This is a genomic window from Marinobacter metalliresistant, from assembly GCF_038098645.1.
GTDB classification, from domain to species: domain Bacteria; phylum Pseudomonadota; class Gammaproteobacteria; order Pseudomonadales; family Oleiphilaceae; genus Marinobacter; species Marinobacter metalliresistant.
Window position 1 is genome coordinate 2873214 of the sequence record NZ_CP101118.1, and the last position, 20634, is coordinate 2893847.

The following is a 20634-nucleotide window of genomic DNA, read 5'->3' on the forward strand; positions in this document are numbered from 1 at the left end:
TTCCGGTGCACCTTTTTCAGAGCTCCGGAATTCTTATATATGGCCCTCCAACTGGGCAAGAAAGTCCGTTGCCGGATCGAGCCCTTGGTAATCAGTATCGCACAGCTTGCTGGCTTTGCGGGGTCGATATTTTCGGGGCTCTTCGTACGGAATGGCGTTGCCCAGGGGCTGATGAAAGGTGGTAGGCTTATGACAACGACGGGCCGTTTCCCCAAGGTTTGCCATGACTATTAGCACTCCGAACGATACTCAGATTGGTACCGATGATGTGCAACTGATGGTGCGTCTTGGGGTCCCTGCTGCACTCATTCGAATTTTATTGAATGAAGCAGGCCTTCCGATACCAGACAATTTGATGCCATCGGAGCAGGCGGAATCTCAAGGACTATCACCAACTGAGAAGGCAGTTTTGCGATCCGGGGGCGCCCTTGGATTGGACGGAAATACAAATGCCACGAAAGCTGAGAAGCATTTGATGGCTCTAAAGCACTTACATGAGTGCCGAGAACTAGTAGAGCAATCCTATGAACTTGAAGTCGTTGCAGAACGGCTTCGGATTTCTCCGGAAGCCACCAAAGCTTGTACGAGTGGCAGGGCTCGTGATTTGTATGCTTTCAAACTGGCAGACAACGGCCAATGGCTTTTTCCAAAGTGGCAATTTTATGAGTTAGGCCGTATACCGAACCTGCATAGCCTGCTGTCAGTAGTTGAAGAGTCCGTCAGTCCGTTAGTTTTCTCACGGTTCATGCTGATGAAAAGCATTGATCTTGAAAATGATGAGGAGTGCTATTCTCCTCGGGACTGGTTGATCAGGGGTTTTGAGCCGGAGCCGGTACTTATGCTTGTTAGAGATCTGTGACATTGGACGCTAAACAACGATTTTCCGAGTGGAAAATTCATTGATGCCTCAACGTTTGCTTTTCCTGTAGCCGCTCGCTGCGCTTACAGAGAATCGTTTTGCCGTTCATGGATCTCCGATAAGTCGTAGCGGACTTTTAGGGGAATCCGCGATTCTCGCCTGGGATCAGTAAGATCAAAAATTAGCTCGTTAATTGCGCTTTCCGCTCTCCATATTCTCGTAAGTGTTTAAAAATAAAAGGAAATGCTGTTATTCCTTTGTGGCGGACATGCCAAACATCTAGGCTATTCCAAAACCACTCGGGTACGGTGTCATTTCCAGCATCTGCAATATAGACATGATTGAAGTTATCTTGCTTCCGGGCGGGCGATCCAACTGCACCCGCTGTGTACATGCCCGATTCCCGATTAATCCATGTCCCTGTTGAGGCTTGAAATACGCCTAGCTCCCAAGAAGCGAAGGGAGCTTTTAGCCGGTATCCATGGTCTGCGAGGAAGTCATGGAAATGGCGTTTTTCCAAGCTCTTATAGTCTATGTCACTCAATTTACGGGCAGAAATAGTCCCCCGGGCGCTGGAGACAAATTCCATCAGTTTTGGCACTAACGTGCTATCGGGATTATCGGCACAATACTGCGCGATGAGTTGAGCGGGAATGCCGCTTGTAAGCGCGGCGTCCATTTCTTTGACCCAGGTGTGTATCTGCGCTTCGTTTGGAAGGCAAACTGCTTCAGTATCGGCTGCGATAATGAATTTACCAGTGTCCGGCCAATAAATGAGATCGGCGCGATCGTAGCCCTCGAAGACCTGCTTCTGTCGGCTTTCATCGAGATCCATCCATAATTCGTCCCTTACAGCATCTGGAAGGCTTTCGAAGACTAATCGGTCGTGATCCCGGCGAGCGTAAAACATTGGCCAAGGTGCCTTCGGCTGTAAGTTTTTCGTTGAGGGCCTTATAGATGTGATGAACCAGGCGTCGGCTGGCAAGTCCGGATAGTCGAGAAATAATCTTCTCTCTCTTACCTCCATTTTGATCAATAGCTCTTTTATAAGAACCTGAGCAACGTGAGATTTTCCCTCCTCGTGCAAACGCTCAGGATAGCAGGACTGTATAACCGTATCTGGGTACTTTCTGCGAGCTATTTGATAGGGATCTATATCCTTGCTTTCATAACTGTCCTTGGCATTGACGATCAGGATGTTCAGTCCATTTCCTTCGATTTCGTTAGTGAACTCTGACTGAATTCCAAGACGGTCCAGCTCCGCTGTGAGTCGAACACCAGCTTCCGGATCGTTGCTAGAATTTGTCACCCAAATAGGGTGTTGCCTCATCTGATCATTTAACTTTTTGTACGCATCGCTTACTTGCTGGTGCTTTACTCGCTGGTGGATGTCTGGATAGATTGATTCCTGACTAAAATCGATGGTGGAACCATAGGCCCTTTTCAGGTCATCCAGAAACATGGAGAGAACCCCAAGGCGGGTCTGGTAATAGGACTCCAGTGTCGGCTGTCCCTGTAGATCAATTGCTGAAACGCGATTTTTCCTTTTTGTCGCCGGCGCTCTTTTGACGTACTCGCCTGACGTACCTTTACGAACCTCCTGCCCTAAGCTATCCAGTTCATATCGTGGTAGTTTGGCAATCTTTGGTGGAAGCTGCCCTTGTTCATTTTCGTGCATTTTTAGGGGAGTGAACGTCGTCGTCTGAATATCCAAACGCCAGCGTTTTGCGATCCGGCTCCAGGTCGGATCTATCCGAACCGTTGTAATGACGTTCCATTTTGCGGCAAATTTTTTCTGCCTTATTACGTAGTAAAGACCGTCAGCATCGAACCGTGTGGGCTTGTCATCCGGGTCTAAGACCCTTGGGATGGCCCTTATCAGGAGTGCTCGCAACGCCCATTGCGGGATCTGTTCTAGCGGTTCTGCTTTTACGCTCAACGTGTGGTCGTGCAGCGAGATGGTTTCGGATTTCGGGAGTAGCACTAGAAATCGTGATTCTTTCCCTTCCTTGATCAAAGCCAGCACTGAGCCGGATTTGTAAATTCTCGTCGCTAGATGCGGGAATCCGGACTCCTTTTCTTTTTCGCTCCAGCCACGATACGAAATCGATGCCACCGAAAACCGATCGGCCAGGGCAGGTAAGTCGGATGGTGTCATCGTCATGAAATTCGTTAAAACTGGCTTCATTGGGCGCTCCCTATCCACTCCAAGAGGGTCACCAAGTGCTTCTCGATAACGGTTCCGGAGCTTCTTTCAATTGCTCCTGGTATTTCAATGACAGAGCTCGCTGCCTGATGTGTCGGTTTTAACTCCTTGTCCAAGAACCGAAGCTCGCTACCCGTGGAGTCAAACAGGTTAATGTAGGCAAAGCGTGTGACTCCGATAGCTTGCTCAAGGGCGGCAGCTTTGCGTGAGTGATTTTCGACTATACCTTCATTGCGCCAATGTTTTGCATCTACAGCAATCCAGGCTGAGTCAGGTGATGACCTGATGAGGAAATCAAATGTTTCATAAACATGATTGGGGAGTTCGGAGACCTCAAAGCCGAAATGGCGGAGTATGACTTTGATCCCCTCTTCGCCGAGAGCGCCCTTGTACAAGTTAAAAAATGCCGCTGGATTCATAAGGTATGGATGTGGTTGCCATGCTTTCGCAAAGCCTTGTTCTTCAAAATGCTTGCGTACCTCTGAATTTCTCATCAGTTCTGGCAGGCCACTCTCGCCCTCGCTTACCCAGCGTCCGCGGTCAGCTCGGTCGAAAAACTTGAGTTCGCCCTCAGAGCTGAGAGCCTCCGTCTTCGTCTCAAGGCTTCCGGTGAAGAGGTATCCATCCTGGGTTGGCGATTTAATATAGACACGAGGATAGGTTCCGGCAGCTGTTTCGCGTGTTGGCTCAGTTAAAAGCTGTTTTCGTAGGGCCTCCCAATCGCGAATGGCCGCTTCGGGATCGTTTCCCCGAAAACCGGACATCAGTTCCTTTATCAGTGAAAGTGTATCTGCAGTGTAGAAGGCAGCGCGATTGTGTAGGCGCGTCGTTTCCCTATCCTTAAAGATGTCGGTTCCCAGGGCTTGTGCTGCCTTTACAAGAGTCACATATTCAATTGAAAGTCCTTCTTCAGGCCGGTGGTCTGACGCCAGAGCTTCCCGTAGGTCTCCATCAGCTAGCAGTTCAATATTTGGTCTTTTAAAGGCTGTTCGGGCGGTGCGGCCAACCGCCTGCTCGACAATTTTACGAACAAGCCAAATGTAATCGCCGGTCTGATGATAGCGACTAAGGTTTTGCTCGTGCCGGGAGCCCAGAAGCGAACTCTTTATCCATTGCCTGGCCTCTCTAAATGGAATCCAGTTTGATTCCTGTAAAGCCATAATCTGGTGGAAAAGCAGCAACTGGTTGATTTGATAATCGTCCGTGTCCGAAAGCCATTGATGAGATGGCTTCTCTAGATATAGGGTATCGATGTCAGTTTTGACCTCCTCTGCTCTAGGACCATCCCCGACCCAAATAAGATTGTCCTGATCGTTAGGATGCACCACGTGGTAGTCAGGATTCTTGCCCTCGCCCATTGATGCGTAAGTGGACAAAAGAATGACCTTGTCATCGGTATTACTCAGTTGAGTGAGCACCTCTTTGAACTCTCCGAGCTTCATCGACTGCGCATCCATTCCCGGAAATAGCCGAACTCGTTTCTTCCCCGACAAGTTCTTATCATCGAGGAATTGCTGGAGAAAGCGAACAAAGTCTGGGTAACGGGCGGAATCAATCGTGCGGTTCAACATTACGAGCATATATCGATTATGTTGAGCAGCCATAAAGTGCTCCAGAGCTTTGAGAAGCTTGGATACCCAGTTCAAGACGTACTCTCCATCTTGATCCAGCTGCAACCAGGTATTAAGGACCATTGCTGGCTTCCGCACGGGCTTCCCGGATTGGGCAGATAGTTCTTCAGCAACTAACCCGCGGTCTGCCGTCAAAAAGCTTGAATTCACGCTGACCCCACACGAGCTATATCTCCGCCTAGAATGGTAGTAGTCGCTGATTTTCTTTGTCTGCGCTGGGGATAACTCGATGAACCTGGAGCCGAGCCTGGTTTTCATATACTCCAGGTCGAAGTTCTTGATGACAGTTCGGGAGGTGGCGGTCGCACTGATACCGAGGATCTTGGCGCCTGATTCAACCAAGCGTGCCATAAGCCCAGAAGGCGTAATTGTGAAACCTGTGTAGAAACAGCTAACCGTGTCACTCGTGCCTTCGTTTCGACGAACATCGGTGAGTTTCAGGCCGTTATCATGGTAAGTTCGAGAGGCCATACGGGTGGGAGATTGCAGGAATTTTGAGCGCCTGCCTGCAAAGCTGACTTGAGCGTCGAAAGCAGCGAACACTGCCGGACTCAGGTCCTGTAAGTTGAAGTGCCGCAAAATAGACATCACAGCTTCTTGATAGGTAGAACTCTGCGACCCAGAATCGCCGAAGTGAGAAGAGGCGTTATTACTGAGATAACGCCAAACTGACGCCCGCATCGTCCAGATGAAGCGTCGGAATTGCCAATCCGCTTCATTGACGAATCGACTCAGCCGGTTTGAGAGCTGCTCTGGATGCATTGCATCGGCGGGAAGGGACTCACTGTGAATGAAGTTTTTGCGTCGATCGCTATCTGTGCGCAGTCTTAGCATGTGCTCTGCACTGTGCGCATGTGTAATGGTTCGATCCGAAAATAGCCGGACCTTTTCCGTCTCCAGCGTTGTTCCTTCAGTGTTGAAGGCAAACTGAATATGCCAGCGATCAGCAAATTCTTTGAGGCTTTGTTTTAGGTCGTCGAATATTTCCTCAATGCCTTCGTAGCGTTCTGAGCGTTCCAGCTCATGTTGTTGAAGATTTGCATGTATTGTCCGGGTCACTTGGATTAAGTCCAAGGCCGTTTGTTCGGCCATGTGCTGAAGGATAACTTCGTTCTGGCGATCAAATTCATCGATAATGAGCACGGCGCCATCGAGCTCCCGAATGGGATGAACTCTTGATCTCAGCGTTTGATAGCCTGAGAGAAACTTACGAGTGGTCATGAAGCATACGTTGGCCACCTTCCGTTGAAGGCGATCGCCTGGGACCAATTGATCTAGGTTCTGATAATCAGATGCCGATAGTTGTATCCCTTTTTCGCTTCGCAGGATGCTGTGAATTCTGTTGAGCATGAGCCGATAGGTCTCTGCCGCCTTCTCCTTTATGACCTCTTGCACGCCGGGACGCATCGAAGGGTGTGCGGCGACCGACTGCCTGAGTTTTTGTAAGGATCTCCAGCAGTTTTGAATTCTTGGGTCGGAATGCAGGCCAAATCGATCCATAACCGACTCAACAACGGATTCGTTCACGTCGAGCAGTTGAGAGTCTTGACCTGTTAAATAGACGATTCGTTGCTTTAGTTGCTCTTTTTCATACTCAGATAGGCGTGGTTTTCCGTCGACGGCTTGTGAATCGATCAATTGCAGAAGTTCTTCATAGGTATGACGAACGTTGTCCACGGAGTTAGTAATGTAGTAGATAGTGCGACGGCGGTTTGGGTCTAGATTTTGGGATTGGATGAGCTCTTCCAGGATGGCGACTTTGATGCTGTGGGTCTTCCCTATACCCGTTGGCGCTGGTATCGGCACCAGGCAGCCTTGATCATTTTCTGCCCCCAGAACGTCTTGTAGATCGCGTTGCAGGATCTCATCCAATGGCGAGAGTGGTGGTTTGGAATCACCTGCAAACCCACGCTCTGTTATCATTCCCAACTCCTTTTAATGAAAAGATGGATAGCAGGTTGCCGGGTTTCGCCAGAAATCTCGATACTGGATAGGTCTACAATGCGTCCACTTTTTGAACAGGTGTAATCGGGAGAGCCATGTCAGCGGATGATGTCGCGTGGGAAAAGAAGAGTAAATTCCACCTAATCGAAGTAGTTGCCTATTGGGAGGGGCGCGTGACGAACGATCACTTAAAGCGCGCTTTCAAAATAAACAGTCGCACTACCGGCTCTCGACTATTCCAAGCGTATAACAGCATTACACGTGGCAACCTGAGCTACTCTGCTAGCCACAGAGGTTATGTTCCGAGCGACAGCTTTGACTTCCAGTTCAGCATCGGTGATCTGGGCGAGTACCTGTCGCTTATGACCCAACACGATACTCTGAACCCATCTTTTTCCGGCATCAAAGATCTACCTGCACCGACAGAGGCAATCTCGATTCCCCATAGGGCTGTTTCGCCTTCGGTTGTCAGGCAAGTGGTTGTTGCAACGCAACAAAGATCAAGGCTGGAGTTAGTTTATCGGTCACATTCAAGCCCGGATGGGGAAGATCGCATTATTGCACCTCACACTTTGGTCTATTCAGGACTACGCTGGCATGCTCGTGCATGGTGCGAGAAGCATAAAAACTTTCGGGATTTTGTGCTCACACGTATTGAACCCGGTGCCGAAGTGATCGGTGAAGCCTTACCGGAGGCTGATCCAGCATTGGATGAAAACTGGAATCGCCAGATTGACCTTAGCCCGAACATTTCATAAACACCCCAAGCAGCAGCCACGAAATTTTCTCGGTTAGCCCATTACGCCCAGATATGAGAATTATTAGTAGTATGCGCGCCAATGTCGCTCTGATGTCATCCAGTCACCGGCCTTAAGTGTTTATTATTTGATCAATTCCAGCGTCCGGGCGAGGGAAGGCCTCCCGAGCCCGAGATGGAGGTGAGCGCCGACGGCGGCTCAGCCGGTGTTTAACCTGGGCCGAGGCAGGCGATATAACCGTTCGGTGACTGTGTGCAGAAGGGCCTTGACCGGGCAGCTACCTGGCAGGTGGAGCTTGATGCGGTCTTTGTACTGCACCACCCGTACGGCCAGCTTGAACAGCTTGATGATGACCGTCGAGGGCTGGGCCTGAGACAACTCGGTGCCTTGCAACAGTTCGGCGCGCAAGGCGTGATGCAGCACATAGGCGGCGCAGGAGAAAAACAGGCGCAGGTGGTTGGCCGCAAAGCGGCAATCCGAGGTGCGGTCGCTGGCCAGGTCGTTTTTCATCATCTTGATGAAATTCTCGTCCTGGCCCCGGGCGCAATACAGCTCGGCGTACAGTATTTCCGGGGTTGACTCTTCCAGGGAGGTGACGACGAAGCGGGGGTTATCGCCGAGGGCCATGGTTTCGGCTTTCAGGACAGTGCGAAACGCCTGTGGCCAGGAACGGGCCTGATAATCGATCTCGTGGAAGGTGCGCGAGCGTTGCGGCGGGGCCTGTTCCGCGAGGCGAGCGTTATGGCAGCGGGTATCGTGCAGCCGCCGGGTGGATTGCAGGTGTGGCTCGGCCAGTTTTTTCAGACGGCTGTTGCCGGCCAGGCCGAACAGGAAATCGGTGTACGGATCGTCGAGCGCCAGTTGCATCAATTCCACGTTGGCGAAATGAGCATCACCACGCAGCAGGATGCGGGTCTCGGGCCAATGCTGGCGCAGCCGTTTGAGCACCCGCTTGAGGATCATTGCGTTCTCTGCCCCCGTCGGGCGTTTGCCGGGGCGCAGTGCCGCGGTAATGAACTTGCCCGACAGACCTTCAAACAGAAACAGTGGCAGGTAGCAGTGACTCTGGTAATGGTGGTTATAAAACGCCAGTTCCTGTTGGCCGTGGGTCTGGTCTTCGGAGTGATCCATGTCCAGCACGATCATCTCTGGAGGCTTGGCGTAGCTGGCGACAAACTGCTCTACAAAGGCCTCGGCGAGACGGTAAAGGTCGCGGGTGTTAACGGCATTTTCCAGGCGCGAGAAGGTCGGTGCGCTGGCCAGATCCTGCTCTGGCTCAAGCGGCTTGCGTTCGGTGCCGAGCTTGAACATCGGGTCACGGCGCAGGGTGTTGGCGTCATTGGCATCGGCATAGCCACAGGCGATCTGGAAGATCCGCTGAGTTAATAGATCGGAAAGTGAGTGGTCGATATAAGAGGCGTGACGGCGGTCGTCGATGGCCTGGGCCAGTCGATGAACCAGGCCAATCTGTTGGTCCACCCCACGCAGCAGCAGGGGGCCAAAGTCGGATGACAACGCTCCGCCCTCGAAATCAGCTCGCACGGTAAAGCCGGCAAAGGGAGGAAAGCGCAGTTGAGTTGGGATAGAATTGGACATGGGCGAACCTTGTTTAGCTTCTTCCGAAGCGTTATTGGTGTAACTCCCATTATATCAATGGGTTGAGCAAGGTTCGCCTTTTTTTATGAATAATTCGGGTTAGGTTAATTCCCAATCCGGAACTAAGTGAAGCGCAACAGCGAATGGTGGCTTTGGACTATGGTATGGGTGATGAGCGATACCTGAATGTCCGTGTAAGGGCGGCCATGGTGCATTACCTGATGCTCTCGCTGAATGTGTTCTTGGGCAGGGAAAGGTTTAAGCCGGAGGAGCAGCCTTTGGTTGTAGCGAATCCGGAAGAGATTGAACCGTTTGTATTTGGTTAGGGTTTTGGTGGCCCTATTTCCGCTTCATTACCGCTAATTGCCAGAAAATCCAAGCTTTTCTGCACATAAGCGTCCTAAAACTATGCCTCTTTCCAGGATCGCACTTGTTCACAAGTCTTCCTCGTAGAAATAGATCCGGAGTTCGGATTCGCCCCCTTTTTGTATCTGATCAAAGCAAAAAAGATGAATTATGTGAGCCAGCAACTTGAACTCACGGCTCGGTAGGCTATTTTTTGATCAAAGGTGGTGGCCTCTACATGGAAGAGATGATCATGCCTATTGTTTTCGTTCACGGTGTAAATAATCGAAAGAGCCCGAGCTAGTTTCCATCCATAAACATAAAAAGCTGATATTAAACAGGAAAATTCAGTAACCGAGAGGGAAACCTCCAGCGGAAAATGGTATTCTTTGTCGCAAGCCATTGAAACAAAAGAACAACCAAAAATCCGCGGAGGTGACAATGCGTCAAAAACGCACCGTCCAGGGCAGTATATTTGATCTTTACGCAGAGCACGAGATCGGACGCGAACTGAAGGCCATGTCCGATTGGTTGGATAAGCATCCCGAGATTCTGGACTGGATTGCGCCAGAGCTGTGCCGGGCTGAAATCAAAGAGACTGGGCGTGAAGGGTTGTCAGTCGAGTCGATCGTGCGTAGCGCCATTCTTAAACAGCATCGTCAGCTCAGCTACGAGGCACTGGCCTTTCATCTGGAGGACTCCCATTCCTTTCAGGCCTTTGCACGGCTGCCTCTCGGGTTAAGGCCAAAGAAGTCGGTTTTACAGAAAGGGGTCAGTGCCATTAGCGATGCCAGCTGGGAGCGGATCCACCGTTTGATGGTCCGGGATGCCAACGTTCAGAAAATCGAGCGCGGGCGCGTGGTCCGGGTCGATAGCACGGTCACGGAGACACCGGTTCACGAACCAACAGACAGCACTTTGCTGTGGGATTCGGTCCGCACCCAGGTGCGGCTGATGGAGCAAGCGCAAGAGCTGGCTGGGCAGACGCGACTGACCTGGTGCAACCACCGGCGCGTGGCCAAAAAGCGTGCCTGTCAGATCCAGTATTCCCGGGGGAAGGAAAAAAAGGCCAATTGGTATCGGGATCTGATCAAGGTCACTCGCAAGGGTCTCACTTACCTGGATAAGGCCTGGTGCAGGTTAAGCCAACTGACCGTCGATGAGGCGGCGTTCGCCGCCTGGGAAGCGCAGGTAAAGCACTACCGGGGATTGATCGAGGGAGTGATCGACCAGGCGCAACGGCGGGTCATCAACGGTGAACAGGTTCCTGCCACCGAGAAGATCTTCAGTCTGTTCGAGGAGCACACCGATATCATTATCAAAGGCAGCCGTGATATTCAGTATGGGCACAAGCTGAACCTGACGAGCGGTCGTAGCGGCCTGATTCTTGATGCCGTTATCGAGGAAGGTAATCCAGCCGATAGCGAACGCTTTATGCCGCTGTTGGAACGGCAGATCGAGATCTATGGCCGTGCGCCCCGGCAAATAGCAGCGGACGGGGGGTATGCCAGCAAAGACAACGTGCAGCAAGCCAAAGACAAAGGCGTGAAGGATGTGGCCTTCCACAAAAGAAGGGCCTGAAGGTCGAGCAGATGGCGAAGAGCGACTGGGTTTATCGCAAGCTGCGCAACTTCCGGGCCGGGATCGAAGCGGGCATCTCCTGCCTGAAGCGGTCCTACGGTTTGTCGCGCTGCACCTGGAAGGGGCTGGAGCACTTTAAGTCGTACGTGTGGTCGGCTGTGGTCGCCCACAACCTGGCCGTGTTCTCGCGACTGCTCGCCAGATAGCGCTTCAGCCCGAGCCACTCAAGAGCACTCACAAAAAGCCTTATCGGCACTCTGGCCGAGGCTTTCCTGTGCCTGAAAAATGCCAATTCGCGGTCAAAATGGCGACGGAAGACCACAGGTTGTGATGTGACCGGGATAAAGTGGGTCAAGAGAAACAATTTGACCGACCCGGCCGGGCGAGTAGCCTTGAAAACAGGCCGTTTATGGACGGAAACGAGCTATGATGCTCAGGTAGCTGTTACTAACAACTTTTTGCAGCAGCGACTCAATGGAGTAGTTCTCAACGGCAAGAAGCTCCAAGACCTTACTCAATCTAACAAAATATTCTTTCCGTACTGGGGAGATTTGGGTACCTCATTTGCTTGGGATATGGCGTCTTTGCCCCGTGGCCACATACAGGCTTTGGGAGGAGCGGCCGAAGCCAGTCTGAAAGCGGTTGCCGCCACACTCAAGGATGGTAGTAAGTCTGGCCTGGGTGAAGAACCTCTCCTAGCAATGGCCAAACAGGACTTCGGGTTGGCCGTCGAAGTGTTAACCTCCCTTTTGATAGAAGATACAGCGGGGGGGAAAGAGGACGAAGTCGCGCGCTTCGTAGTTGCTATACAAAATTATGCGATGGTTGAAACCACTCCGCGGTGGTTGACTAACCTCTCCACCGACGAACAGTTCATCGGAAGCCTAAAAATTGCTGTCGACGAAGACAGCAATATTCAAGCGCAGGGCTTGGGTGACATCTTCAATGCAGTAGCCATCGCTGCAAAAAAACTCAAAGATTGTGTTAAAGGCTTGGCCGGCAAGGTTGTAGACGCTACGGGTGATTTTGCCTCAAGCAAACTGTTGGGCTGGGTGCGAGAACCGCTCAATGAAAACCTCGGATGTTTTTTCGGCGACGTTTTCCACTACTTTGATGGACGTGGGGATCAAGAGAATGTTGGAGCAATTCCCGGTCGTATATTACAAGACATTGACGCTGCCGCAGCTAATAGCAAGGTAGAAAATGAGCCATTGATAATTATCGGTCACAGTATGGGAGGAGTAATTACTTTCGATCTTTTGAGTCATTACCGTCCAGGGTTAAATGTGGACTTGTTTGTGTCTGTGGGATCCCAAGTTGCTCATTTCGAGGAGATTAAGCTTTATCACGTCAGTGACAAAGCTAAAAAATCACCTGCAAAAGCACCAACTCCAACTAATATTCGGCACTGGATTAATATATTTGACACAGTGGACGTTTTTTCGTACGCCTGCTCGGAAGTATTCGATAGAGTAGATGTGGACGCTGAGTACGACACAAGAACTTATGTTGTGAAATCGCACTCAGAGTACTTTAAGCAGGCTCGATTTTATGATCGGCTTCGGTCAAGGATTGACAGTTTATGAGCTTAATATTTCCTGCCGATGAGGCAAGTGTTGTGTCGGGGCAAGGCAGGTTGCACGCACTCATCATAGGCGTGGGTGAATACGATCACTTAGGGTTGGGCGTACCAAAGCCAAGCCGTTTGTTGAGTGGATTAAAACCGCTAACGGTGACTGAACCAGCTGCTCGCCGACTAGCTGCATGGCTTGAAAACAAATATACAAATCCGAACTGTCCTCTGGGATCAATCGAACTCCTTTTAGCACCAGCAGGTGATTACACTCGCAAAGACGGTTCGAAAGTCGCCGTTGAAAAAGCTGACATGGCCAACATCGAAGCGGCCACGAACCGTTGGTTTCGACGTTGCGACTCTTCGAAGGACAATATCGTATTCTTTTATTTTGTTGGGCACGGAATTAGCACCGTTAAAGGCAGCTACTTGCTACCTGCAGACTTTGGTAACCCGGATATCGCCGACGACTGGAGGAACTGTATTGATGGCAGCGGGTTACGATCGGGAATGTTTAAGTGTAACGCTCAGCACCAGTACTACTTCTTCGATGCTTGTCGAGACGCACCTGTAGATGCTTTAACGAAGCGAAATCCGCACGGTGCAAGTCTGATCGGAGGGGCTGATTTGAGCGATACTGTTGAATTGTCTGCTGACTATTCGGCCGCGTCAGATGGTAGACAAGCTTTTGGTCGTGATGGAGGTGAAACTTTCTTCTGTGAAGCGCTAATAATGTGCCTTGATGGTATGGGTGCTAGCCGGCTTGCAGGAGGTCGCAACTGGCGCGTAGATGCGGCTACTTTGAGTCGTGGACTGGTCTCGGTGATCCAGGCGATCGCCGCTCGCGAAAATCTCCCGCTAAGTTGCGAGTGTCGAATGCAGAAGCCCGAGCCGTTGCACTTTCCCCCTAATGGGCGAGTAATGGTGAAAGTGGGATGTAAATCAGAAGATATGAATAATGAAGCAGATATAACGCTCATTCAGGACACTGGTATAAAAATGTCACCGCCAGGGGATCCTCGGCCTTGGATACAACCCGCGGTCGCAGGGAATGTTGATATCCGCGTTAAGTTCAGCAATTTTCCGACCGAGGTTATCAACGAATTGATAGATCCTCCTGTCTACGACCTGGAGTTTCCCCTGTGAGTGAACTAATGAATATTCGGTTCGACCTTGACATGCCGATGACGGCATTCGAGGTTGTGACGCCGAAGCATGGTACCATTGAGCATTGTGCGCTAGCTGCGGGTGAAGAAAAGATTGTCGAAGTGCCTTCCTCTGATTCTTTCATCCGCCTGCGTCTTCCCACAGGCCGAACCGTGAATTTGCGCCATGCGGGCGACTTGCAGTACTTAATTACTCCCAACTTGATCCGGAGAAGTGCAACACCAAACGCTGTTCATTCAATCGAACGAGGTGTCAGTGCGTTTGAATATTATGGTTCGCGAGACTCTTTAATTAGGCCCGATGCCATAACGCAACTGAGTCGTTTGCGACAGCTCAGTATTGCTCAGGTTGAAGCCTACAATACGATGCGGTCTGTAGAGGTTTTGGATCCTCTTCGTCTCCGTTATGGAAGATTGTACAGACGTTCACAAATCAGCGGGGATGTAGAGACAAAGCTTCCAGGCGATTTTAACGTTCGCTGGAAACCGGCTGTACTTGGGATGGTCGATGAAGACATAGACGAAGTCTACTTCACACCTGAGGCTCAAGATAAGCCCTACGAGCTAACTATAGATGGCCGAAGACGTTTTCAAATAAGAATACCCGGTAGTGTGAAATCTGCTTTCGTACGCTCGGACTTAGTTGGGACAAACCATTACTTGATTAGCGTTCGTGTTGGAACCGTATCCTCTGATGCGGATGCCGTAGGCGGTTATATTGCCCAAAGTGACTATGTTTCCGCTCGAACTCTGTTGGACTGGGCGAGGTTGGCGGTTTCTGGTCCACATTCAGGAGAAACCGATCCCTATTCCACAATCTTAGCTCTCTATCTGCTGCTACGGCTTGAACCGTCTAGTTTAATGCAGGATTCGCTTAAGGCTTTAGAGCGCTGCCACCCAGATATTCCGGATATTTACATTATCGCAGCTGCGCACTGTACACTTGGGCGACCGAGACGAGCCAAGATCCTGAATTACATCAAGCAGAGTTTTGATGTTGGCTTGCCGGTGTATACAGAAGGCCTGCACTGGTTGACGCAAATGCTACGAATGTTGGGTGAGAATGGAGAGAGGTATCTTGACCGCCTTGGACAAGAAACTCAGGGCGTAGTCTGGAGTTCACCTTTTACTGCACTTGCATACGATTTTGACGAGGGTGACAGGATCATATCTCTGGATGTCGCGTACGCTCTGGAGTTGTGAACGAGACTACACCAAATACTTTTGATTTCTAGTGCATTAATCGTATCTGTTGTTAATGGTAAGCAGACCTGAATAGACTCCAGCAAAAACTAAAAGAGTTCGAATTATGTTGGATGGACATAGCTCTTGCTCGGAATTTATCAAACTTTTTTGACACCCCTCCCAGCAAAAATCTAGCTGGTCGACAAAAATCTTATCAAAGTTTGAAATACCCTGAGGCACAAAAGCACGCGAATATTTACTGTTTTCTATCAAACTTTATTGTCGTCTGACAAGGAGCCAACTCCCGACGCGTCAGTCGGGCAGATCCGCGGCCTCCTCAGAGCATTCCTTGAGAAGCCTCCCTGTGGAAACATCGTCAAAACACTCGTTTCGGTCTGACTGAGCCGGATCACGGTTCCGATCCGGGCGGTATGATTGCCCGCTATGGTATTTCTTGGGGTGCGTTGGGCGCCGCTGCCGTAGAGATTACCTCGATCATGAAGCGCAACTCCTGTGGCAAGGCTCTGGATGTTGCCCGCCTGGCCCGGGACATGCTCGGTGGCAACGGTATCAGCGATGAATACGGTGTGGCACGTCATCTGGTGAATCTGGAGGTGGTGAACACCTATGAGGGCACCCACGATGTCCATGCCCTGATTCTGGGCCGGGCCCAGACCGGGATCCAGGCGTTCTTCTGACACCAGTTTTGTTATTTTGTTATTTTTTTCGCAAAGCGACCGCATTGCGCCGGGAATCGGTTAAAATGCGGTCGCTCTTATTACTTTAGTTAAGTAATATTACGAAAAAAATCCGTAGTGGTTAGACCCACCTCACCTTCTTGTTGTTATTAAGACCAAATACGGTCAAACAATGTACCTTTGGACCATACCCCGGTACATAAATATCAAGGAAGATGTCGACGCTCTGCCACACAATACCGACAACCCGTTCTCTCAGAAGATTTTCGCAATGCCCACGACTGTTATCTCCGGCTTTACCTACAACTTCCTTGGCAAGGCGCCTGTCTGGTACAAGCAGGTGATCCTGCTGTTTCTCATTGCCAACCCGATTGTGATGTATGTGCTTGGGCCCGGAGCGGCGGGCTGGCTTTTGATTGCCGAGTTCATCTTCACTCTGGCCATGGCCCTGAAGTGCTATCCGCTGTTGCCCGGTGGCCTGCTGGCTGTGGAGGCCCTGCTGATCGGGCTGACTAACCCGGATGCAGTGTATCTGGAGGTGCTGACCAACTTCCCGGTGATCCTGTTGCTGATGTTCATGGTGGCGGGGATCTATTTCATGAAGGAGCTGTTGCTGGTGACCTTCACCCAGATCCTGGTGGGTGTGCGGTCCAAATCGGCGCTGTCGCTGCTGTTTTGCGGTGCGGCCGCGTTGTTGTCGGCTTTTCTGGATGCCTTGACGGTAACCGCCGTTATTATCTCGGTCGCCGTGGGTTTCTATGCTGTTTATCACAAGGTGGCTTCCGGCAAGGGCTATCAACACGCCGACCACAATGCCAACAGCGACGAAGAAGTGATCGAGCTGCACCGGGAGGACCTGGAAAATTTCCGCGCTTTCCTGCGCAGCCTGCTGATGCATGGTGCCATCGGCACCGCCTTGGGTGGCGTGGCGACCATGGTGGGCGAGCCCCAGAACCTGCTGATCGCGAAAGTGGTGGGCTGGGATTTTGCGACCTTCTTCCTGCGCGTGGCGCCGGTCAGTTTGCCGGTACTGGCGGCGGGTCTGTTCACCTGCTGGGCCCTGGAGAAGCTGCGCTGGTTTGGTTACGGCGGACGGCTGCCAAAACCCGTTCGCCGGGTGCTGGAGGAGTTTGCCGATAACGAGCGCGCCAAACGGACCAAGGCAGACCAGGCCGCCCTGTGGGTTCAGGCCCTGGCCGCGCTGATCCTGGTGGTGGGGCTGGCGTTTCATCTGGCCGAGGTGGGCCTGATTGGCTTGCTGGTGATTATCCTGATTACCTCGTTTACCGGCGTTACCGACGAGCACCAGATCGGCAGGGCGTTCCAGGAATCGCTGCCTTTCACCTCTCTGCTGGTGGTTTTCTTCGCCGTGGTGGCTGTAATTCACGAACAGCACCTGTTCAAGCCGATCATTGATTACGTGCTCTCGTTGCCGGCCAACCAGCAGCCCGGCATGTTCTTCATCGCCAACGGCATTCTCTCGATGATCAGCGATAACGTGTTTGTAGCGACGGTTTACATCAGTGAGGTCAAGCAGGCCCTGGATGCCGGTGCTATCAGCTATGAGCACTTCCAGAAGCTGGCGGTTGCCATCAACACAGGCACCAATCTACCAAGTGTTGCTACACCGAATGGCCAGGCCGCGTTCCTGTTTCTGCTGACATCCGCCATTGCTCCGCTGGTGCGTTTATCCTATGGCAAGATGGTCATCATGGCGTTTCCCTACACACTGGTGATGGGCGGAGTCGGCCTGTACATGGTAATTAACTAGTTTCCATCCATAAACATAAAAAGCTGATATTAAACAGGAAAATTCAGTAACCGAGAGGGAAACCTCCAGCGGAAAATGGTATTCTTTGTCGCAAGCCATTGAAACAAAAGAACAACCAAAAATCCGCGGAGGTGACAATGCGTCAAAAACGCACCGTCCAGGGCAGTATATTTGATCTTTACGCAGAGCACGAGATCGGACGCGAACTGAAGGCCATGTCCGATTGGTTGGATAAGCATCCCGAGATTCTGGACTGGATTGCGCCAGAGCTGTGCCGGGCTGAAATCAAAGAGACTGGGCGTGAAGGGTTGTCAGTCGAGTCGATCGTGCGTAGCGCCATTCTTAAACAGCATCGTCAGCTCAGCTACGAGGCACTGGCCTTTCATCTGGAGGACTCCCATTCCTTTCAGGCCTTTGCACGGCTGCCTCTCGGGTTAAGGCCAAAGAAGTCGGTTTTACAGAAAGGGGTCAGTGCCATTAGCGATGCCAGCTGGGAGCGGATCCACCGTTTGATGGTCCGGGATGCCAACGTTCAGAAAATCGAGCGCGGGCGCGTGGTCCGGGTCGATAGCACGGTCACGGAGACACCGGTTCACGAACCAACAGACAGCACTTTGCTGTGGGATTCGGTCCGCACCCAGGTGCGGCTGATGGAGCAAGCGCAAGAGCTGGCTGGGCAGACGCGACTGACCTGGTGCAACCACCGGCGCGTGGCCAAAAAGCGTGCCTGTCAGATCCAGTATTCCCGGGGGAAGGAAAAAAAGGCCAATTGGTATCGGGATCTGATCAAGGTCACTCGCAAGGGTCTCACTTACCTGGATAAGGCCTGGTGCAGGTTAAGCCAACTGACCGTCGATGAGGCGGCGTTCGCCGCCTGGGAAGCGCAGGTAAAGCACTACCGGGGATTGATCGAGGGAGTGATCGACCAGGCGCAACGGCGGGTCATCAACGGTGAACAGGTTCCTGCCACCGAGAAGATCTTCAGTCTGTTCGAGGAGCACACCGATATCATTATCAAAGGCAGCCGTGATATTCAGTATGGGCACAAGCTGAACCTGACGAGCGGTCGTAGCGGCCTGATTCTTGATGCCGTTATCGAGGAAGGTAATCCAGCCGATAGCGAACGCTTTATGCCGCTGTTGGAACGGCAGATCGAGATCTATGGCCGTGCGCCCCGGCAAATAGCAGCGGACGGGGGGTATGCCAGCAAAGACAACGTGCAGCAAGCCAAAGACAAAGGCGTGAAGGATGTGGCCTTCCACAAAAAGAAGGGCCTGAAGGTCGAGCAGATGGCGAAGAGCGACTGGGTTTATCGCAAGCTGCGCAACTTCCGGGCCGGGATCGAAGCGGGCATCTCCTGCCTGAAGCGGTCCTACGGTTTGTCGCGCTGCACCTGGAAGGGGCTGGAGCACTTTAAGTCGTACGTGTGGTCGGCTGTGGTCGCCCACAACCTGGCCGTGTTCTCGCGACTGCTCGCCAGATAGCGCTTCAGCCCGAGCCACTCAAGAGCACTCACAAAAAGCCTTATCGGCACTCTGGCCGAGGCTTTCCTGTGCCTGAAAAATGCCAATTCGCGGTCAAAATGGCGACGGAAGACCACAGGTTGTGATGTGACCGGGATAAAGTGGGTCAAGAGAAACAATTTGACCGACCCGGCCGGGCGAGTAGCCTTGAAAACAGGCCGTTTATGGACGGAAACTAACTATATTTGACAATCTTCCCGGTTTTTTTGCGGGCAGTGTCAGTGTAGATTTGGTCGGGTCTGTTAATCTTTGCTTAAACAGACCCGACATTTCCGGATTCCATGCGCAGCAGCTTTTCACTTCACTTGTTTGTCTTCCTGACGCCCGGGCTCTTTCATGTCGCCCGGCTCGTTATCCTGTTGGTAGCCGCTCTGTTATCAACAAGCGCCACCGCCCAGTCTGGCCCGGGCGCAAAAACCCTTCGCGTGGCTTATGTCGAGTTTCCGCCCATTACCTATCAAACCGACGACGGCGCACCGGCAGGCAGCTTCATCGAACTTACCCGTAAAGTGGCGGTTGAGGCGGGCTACAAGCCGGAATTTGTCTACTTGCCGCTGAGTCGCACGTATCTTTACCTGAGCAACGGAAGGATCGATGTCTGGCCCGGTGTGACCGAGGTTCCACGCCTGGTGGACGATGTCCTGGAGAGCTGGGTCAGCCCGTTGGCTGTGCAACTGAGTGCCTGGTACCGTGAAGGCACCCCGGCCCTTGATCATTTTGATCTGCTTCAAGGCAAACGGGTGATCGTGATTGGCGGCTACACCTACGGTGGTCTTTTGGCCTGGCTGGAACAGAACGGTGGCATACGGGTAACCGAAGCGCCGAACCACCGATCGGCCGTTGATATGCTGAAGCGCAAGCGGGGTGACTATCTCCTGGATTACCGGCAACCGGTTCAGGAAATCCTGACAGAGCCTTCGGATAGTGTTATCCGGGAATCGGAAGTGCGCACCCGCAATGCCGCGTGGATTTTCTCGCTTGCACATCCCCGTGCAGCGTTGCTGCGGGACGACTTTGATGATGCCTACCTGCGACTGGTGGAGAAGGGCGAAGTGCCCCCGGTGCGTGAAATTACCGGAGGTTATGTGATACCAGGGTTCCCCGAGGAACTTCGGTAAACGGCCCTTTGCACAGGGATATATCAGGGATTGAGCACGATATCACCGTACCAGGCGGTCGCTGTTTCGTTGGTGTTGTCTGAATCCGACATGATCGCAATACCCACTACCGGCGGCGGTGCCTCGCCAAAGGCCTTTCGATAATCGGCCACGATATCCCGCTCAATCGTGACCCATTCGCCGACCTGTTCCGAGCCGGAATTGACGGCGACCATCACGGTTTTCCCGGTGTAGGGGTTGGGTACGAACTTCCCCTCCGGCAGGGTGTTGGCCCAGATGTAGTTCAGGGCATTGCCCGGCAGGGTTTCGCCGAACAGCACCTCCACGGCCTTGCGTTTGGCACGTTCGAAAAAGCCGGCCTTCTCAGGCTGAAATTCAAAGGCGACATAGATTCGGGCGGGGTAGTCATCCCCCGACTTTTCCCGGGCATCACCCTGTTCAAAAACGTTTGAGACTTTCCAGCGCCATTGCAGAACCAGCGAGTCGGACGGTTCCAGATTCACCCGGGCAATCAGGCCGGAAGCTCCGCCCCTGGTGGTGGCCTTCACCACCTGTTCTCCATCCTCTGTTACCAACTCATAGCGGGTGAGCTGGTCGATTTTGGGAAACTCCAGAGGCTCCCAGCCGTCGTTAAGGGACTGCATTTCAGAAAACGGAGTCAGGATTGCTTCCTGCGCACC

Annotated in this window: 15 protein-coding genes and 2 pseudogenes; 12 read left to right on the top strand and 5 right to left on the bottom strand. The window is 52.1% G+C overall.

Going from position 1 to position 20634, the window contains the following annotated elements; genetic code table 11:
• Positions 1 to 33 precede the first annotated feature (33 nt).
• Entirely contained in the window at positions 34 to 225 is a 192-nt protein-coding gene (locus NLK58_RS13405; protein ID WP_341580972.1) for a hypothetical protein, read from the bottom strand.
• On the opposite strand from NLK58_RS13405, the gene NLK58_RS13410 reads away from it, so the two are divergent.
• The gene (locus NLK58_RS13410; protein WP_341580973.1) at positions 224 to 859 is read left to right on the top strand and encodes a hypothetical protein; all 636 of its coding nucleotides are present in this window, start codon (positions 224 to 226) and stop codon (positions 857 to 859) included. The genes NLK58_RS13405 and NLK58_RS13410 overlap by 2 nt on opposite strands.
• A 181-nt stretch (positions 860 to 1040) precedes the next feature.
• Here NLK58_RS13410 and NLK58_RS13415 read toward each other — a convergent pair whose 3' ends face one another.
• Positions 1041 to 3047 carry a hypothetical protein gene (locus tag NLK58_RS13415; RefSeq protein ID WP_341580974.1) on the bottom strand — a complete coding sequence of 669 codons (2007 nt, stop codon included), beginning with the start codon at positions 3045 to 3047 and terminating at the stop codon, positions 1041 to 1043.
• Positions 3044 to 6619: a hypothetical protein gene (locus tag NLK58_RS13420; protein WP_341580975.1), complete on the bottom strand. Its 3576-nt coding sequence runs from the start codon at positions 6617 to 6619 to the stop codon at positions 3044 to 3046. Before NLK58_RS13420 ends, NLK58_RS13415 begins: the two co-directional genes overlap by 4 nt.
• Before the next feature lie 116 nt (positions 6620 to 6735).
• Here NLK58_RS13420 and NLK58_RS13425 point away from each other — a divergent pair, with 116 nt between their 5' ends.
• The gene (locus tag NLK58_RS13425) at positions 6736 to 7398 is read left to right on the top strand and encodes a WYL domain-containing protein (protein ID WP_341580976.1); all 663 of its coding nucleotides are present in this window, start codon (positions 6736 to 6738) and stop codon (positions 7396 to 7398) included.
• A 198-nt stretch (positions 7399 to 7596) separates the two neighbouring features.
• Here the strand turns inward: NLK58_RS13425 and NLK58_RS13430 are convergent, their stop codons facing one another.
• The gene (locus NLK58_RS13430; protein ID WP_289114228.1) at positions 7597 to 8994 is read right to left on the bottom strand and encodes an IS1380 family transposase; all 1398 of its coding nucleotides are present in this window, start codon (positions 8992 to 8994) and stop codon (positions 7597 to 7599) included.
• A gap of 164 nt (positions 8995 to 9158) precedes the next feature.
• Here NLK58_RS13430 and NLK58_RS13435 point away from each other — a divergent pair, with 164 nt between their 5' ends.
• The 10 genes and pseudogenes from NLK58_RS13435 to NLK58_RS13475 all read left to right on the top strand — a co-directional run bounded on the left by NLK58_RS13435 (position 9159) and on the right by NLK58_RS13475 (position 19954).
• A complete protein-coding gene (locus NLK58_RS13435) occupies positions 9159 to 9320 on the top strand; it encodes a hypothetical protein (RefSeq protein ID WP_341580977.1) in 162 nt (53 codons plus the stop codon).
• A gap of 538 nt (positions 9321 to 9858) precedes the next feature.
• Positions 9859 to 10920, top strand: coding sequence for an ISNCY family transposase (locus NLK58_RS13440; RefSeq protein ID WP_376788093.1), 1062 nt, complete (start codon positions 9859 to 9861; stop codon positions 10918 to 10920).
• Positions 10905 to 11126, top strand: a pseudogene (locus NLK58_RS20635) (transposase); the annotation flags it as partial. The gene NLK58_RS13440 and the pseudogene NLK58_RS20635, both read left to right, overlap by 16 nt.
• Positions 11127 to 11285: 159 nt before the next feature.
• Positions 11286 to 12506 carry a hypothetical protein gene (locus NLK58_RS13445; protein WP_341580978.1) on the top strand — a complete coding sequence of 407 codons (1221 nt, stop codon included), beginning with the start codon at positions 11286 to 11288 and terminating at the stop codon, positions 12504 to 12506.
• On the top strand, positions 12503 to 13639 hold the full coding sequence (locus NLK58_RS13450) for a caspase family protein (RefSeq protein WP_341580979.1): 1137 nt from the start codon (positions 12503 to 12505) through the stop codon (positions 13637 to 13639). Before NLK58_RS13445 ends, NLK58_RS13450 begins: the two co-directional genes overlap by 4 nt.
• Entirely contained in the window at positions 13636 to 14862 is a 1227-nt protein-coding gene (locus NLK58_RS13455) for a hypothetical protein (RefSeq protein WP_341580980.1), read from the top strand. The genes NLK58_RS13450 and NLK58_RS13455 overlap by 4 nt, the downstream gene beginning before the upstream one ends.
• 449 nt (positions 14863 to 15311) lie before the next feature.
• Positions 15312 to 15542, top strand: a pseudogene (locus NLK58_RS13460) (acyl-CoA dehydrogenase family protein); the annotation flags it as partial.
• Positions 15543 to 15813: 271 nt separating this feature from the next.
• The gene (gene nhaB / locus NLK58_RS13465; RefSeq protein ID WP_341580981.1) at positions 15814 to 17313 is read left to right on the top strand and encodes a sodium/proton antiporter NhaB; all 1500 of its coding nucleotides are present in this window, start codon (positions 15814 to 15816) and stop codon (positions 17311 to 17313) included.
• A gap of 137 nt (positions 17314 to 17450) precedes the next feature.
• Positions 17451 to 18797 (top strand): ISNCY family transposase, encoded by a 1347-nt coding sequence (locus NLK58_RS13470; protein ID WP_341580982.1) that lies wholly within the window; start codon positions 17451 to 17453, stop codon positions 18795 to 18797.
• 320 nt (positions 18798 to 19117) lie between these two features.
• Complete coding sequence (locus tag NLK58_RS13475) at positions 19118 to 19954, top strand: ABC transporter substrate-binding protein (RefSeq protein WP_117618966.1); 837 nt, start codon at positions 19118 to 19120, stop codon at positions 19952 to 19954.
• Positions 19955 to 19977: 23 nt separating this feature from the next.
• On the opposite strand, the gene NLK58_RS13480 is transcribed toward NLK58_RS13475, so the two are convergent.
• A complete protein-coding gene (locus NLK58_RS13480) occupies positions 19978 to 20598 on the bottom strand; it encodes a DUF3047 domain-containing protein (protein ID WP_341582807.1) in 621 nt (206 codons plus the stop codon).
• Positions 20599 to 20634 lie beyond the last annotated feature (36 nt).

Coding starts and splice junctions, on each gene's coding strand:
- NLK58_RS13410 (WP_341580973.1), top strand. CDS start 224: ATGACTATTAGCACTCCGAACGATACTCAGATTGGTACCGATGATGTG.
- NLK58_RS13405 (WP_341580972.1), bottom strand. CDS start 225: ATGGCAAACCTTGGGGAAACGGCCCGTCGTTGTCATAAGCCTACCACC.
- NLK58_RS13415 (WP_341580974.1), bottom strand. CDS start 3,047: ATGAAGCCAGTTTTAACGAATTTCATGACGATGACACCATCCGACTTA.
- NLK58_RS13420 (WP_341580975.1), bottom strand. CDS start 6,619: ATGATAACAGAGCGTGGGTTTGCAGGTGATTCCAAACCACCACTCTCG.
- NLK58_RS13425 (WP_341580976.1), top strand. CDS start 6,736: ATGTCAGCGGATGATGTCGCGTGGGAAAAGAAGAGTAAATTCCACCTA.
- NLK58_RS13430 (WP_289114228.1), bottom strand. CDS start 8,994: ATGTCCAATTCTATCCCAACTCAACTGCGCTTTCCTCCCTTTGCCGGC.
- NLK58_RS13435 (WP_341580977.1), top strand. CDS start 9,159: ATGGGTGATGAGCGATACCTGAATGTCCGTGTAAGGGCGGCCATGGTG.
- NLK58_RS13440 (WP_376788093.1), top strand. CDS start 9,859: ATGTCCGATTGGTTGGATAAGCATCCCGAGATTCTGGACTGGATTGCG.
- NLK58_RS13450 (WP_341580979.1), top strand. CDS start 12,503: ATGAGCTTAATATTTCCTGCCGATGAGGCAAGTGTTGTGTCGGGGCAA.
- nhaB (WP_341580981.1), top strand. CDS start 15,814: ATGCCCACGACTGTTATCTCCGGCTTTACCTACAACTTCCTTGGCAAG.
- NLK58_RS13470 (WP_341580982.1), top strand. CDS start 17,451: ATGCGTCAAAAACGCACCGTCCAGGGCAGTATATTTGATCTTTACGCA.
- NLK58_RS13475 (WP_117618966.1), top strand. CDS start 19,118: ATGCGCAGCAGCTTTTCACTTCACTTGTTTGTCTTCCTGACGCCCGGG.
- NLK58_RS13480 (WP_341582807.1), bottom strand. CDS start 20,598: ATGCAGTCCCTTAACGACGGCTGGGAGCCTCTGGAGTTTCCCAAAATC.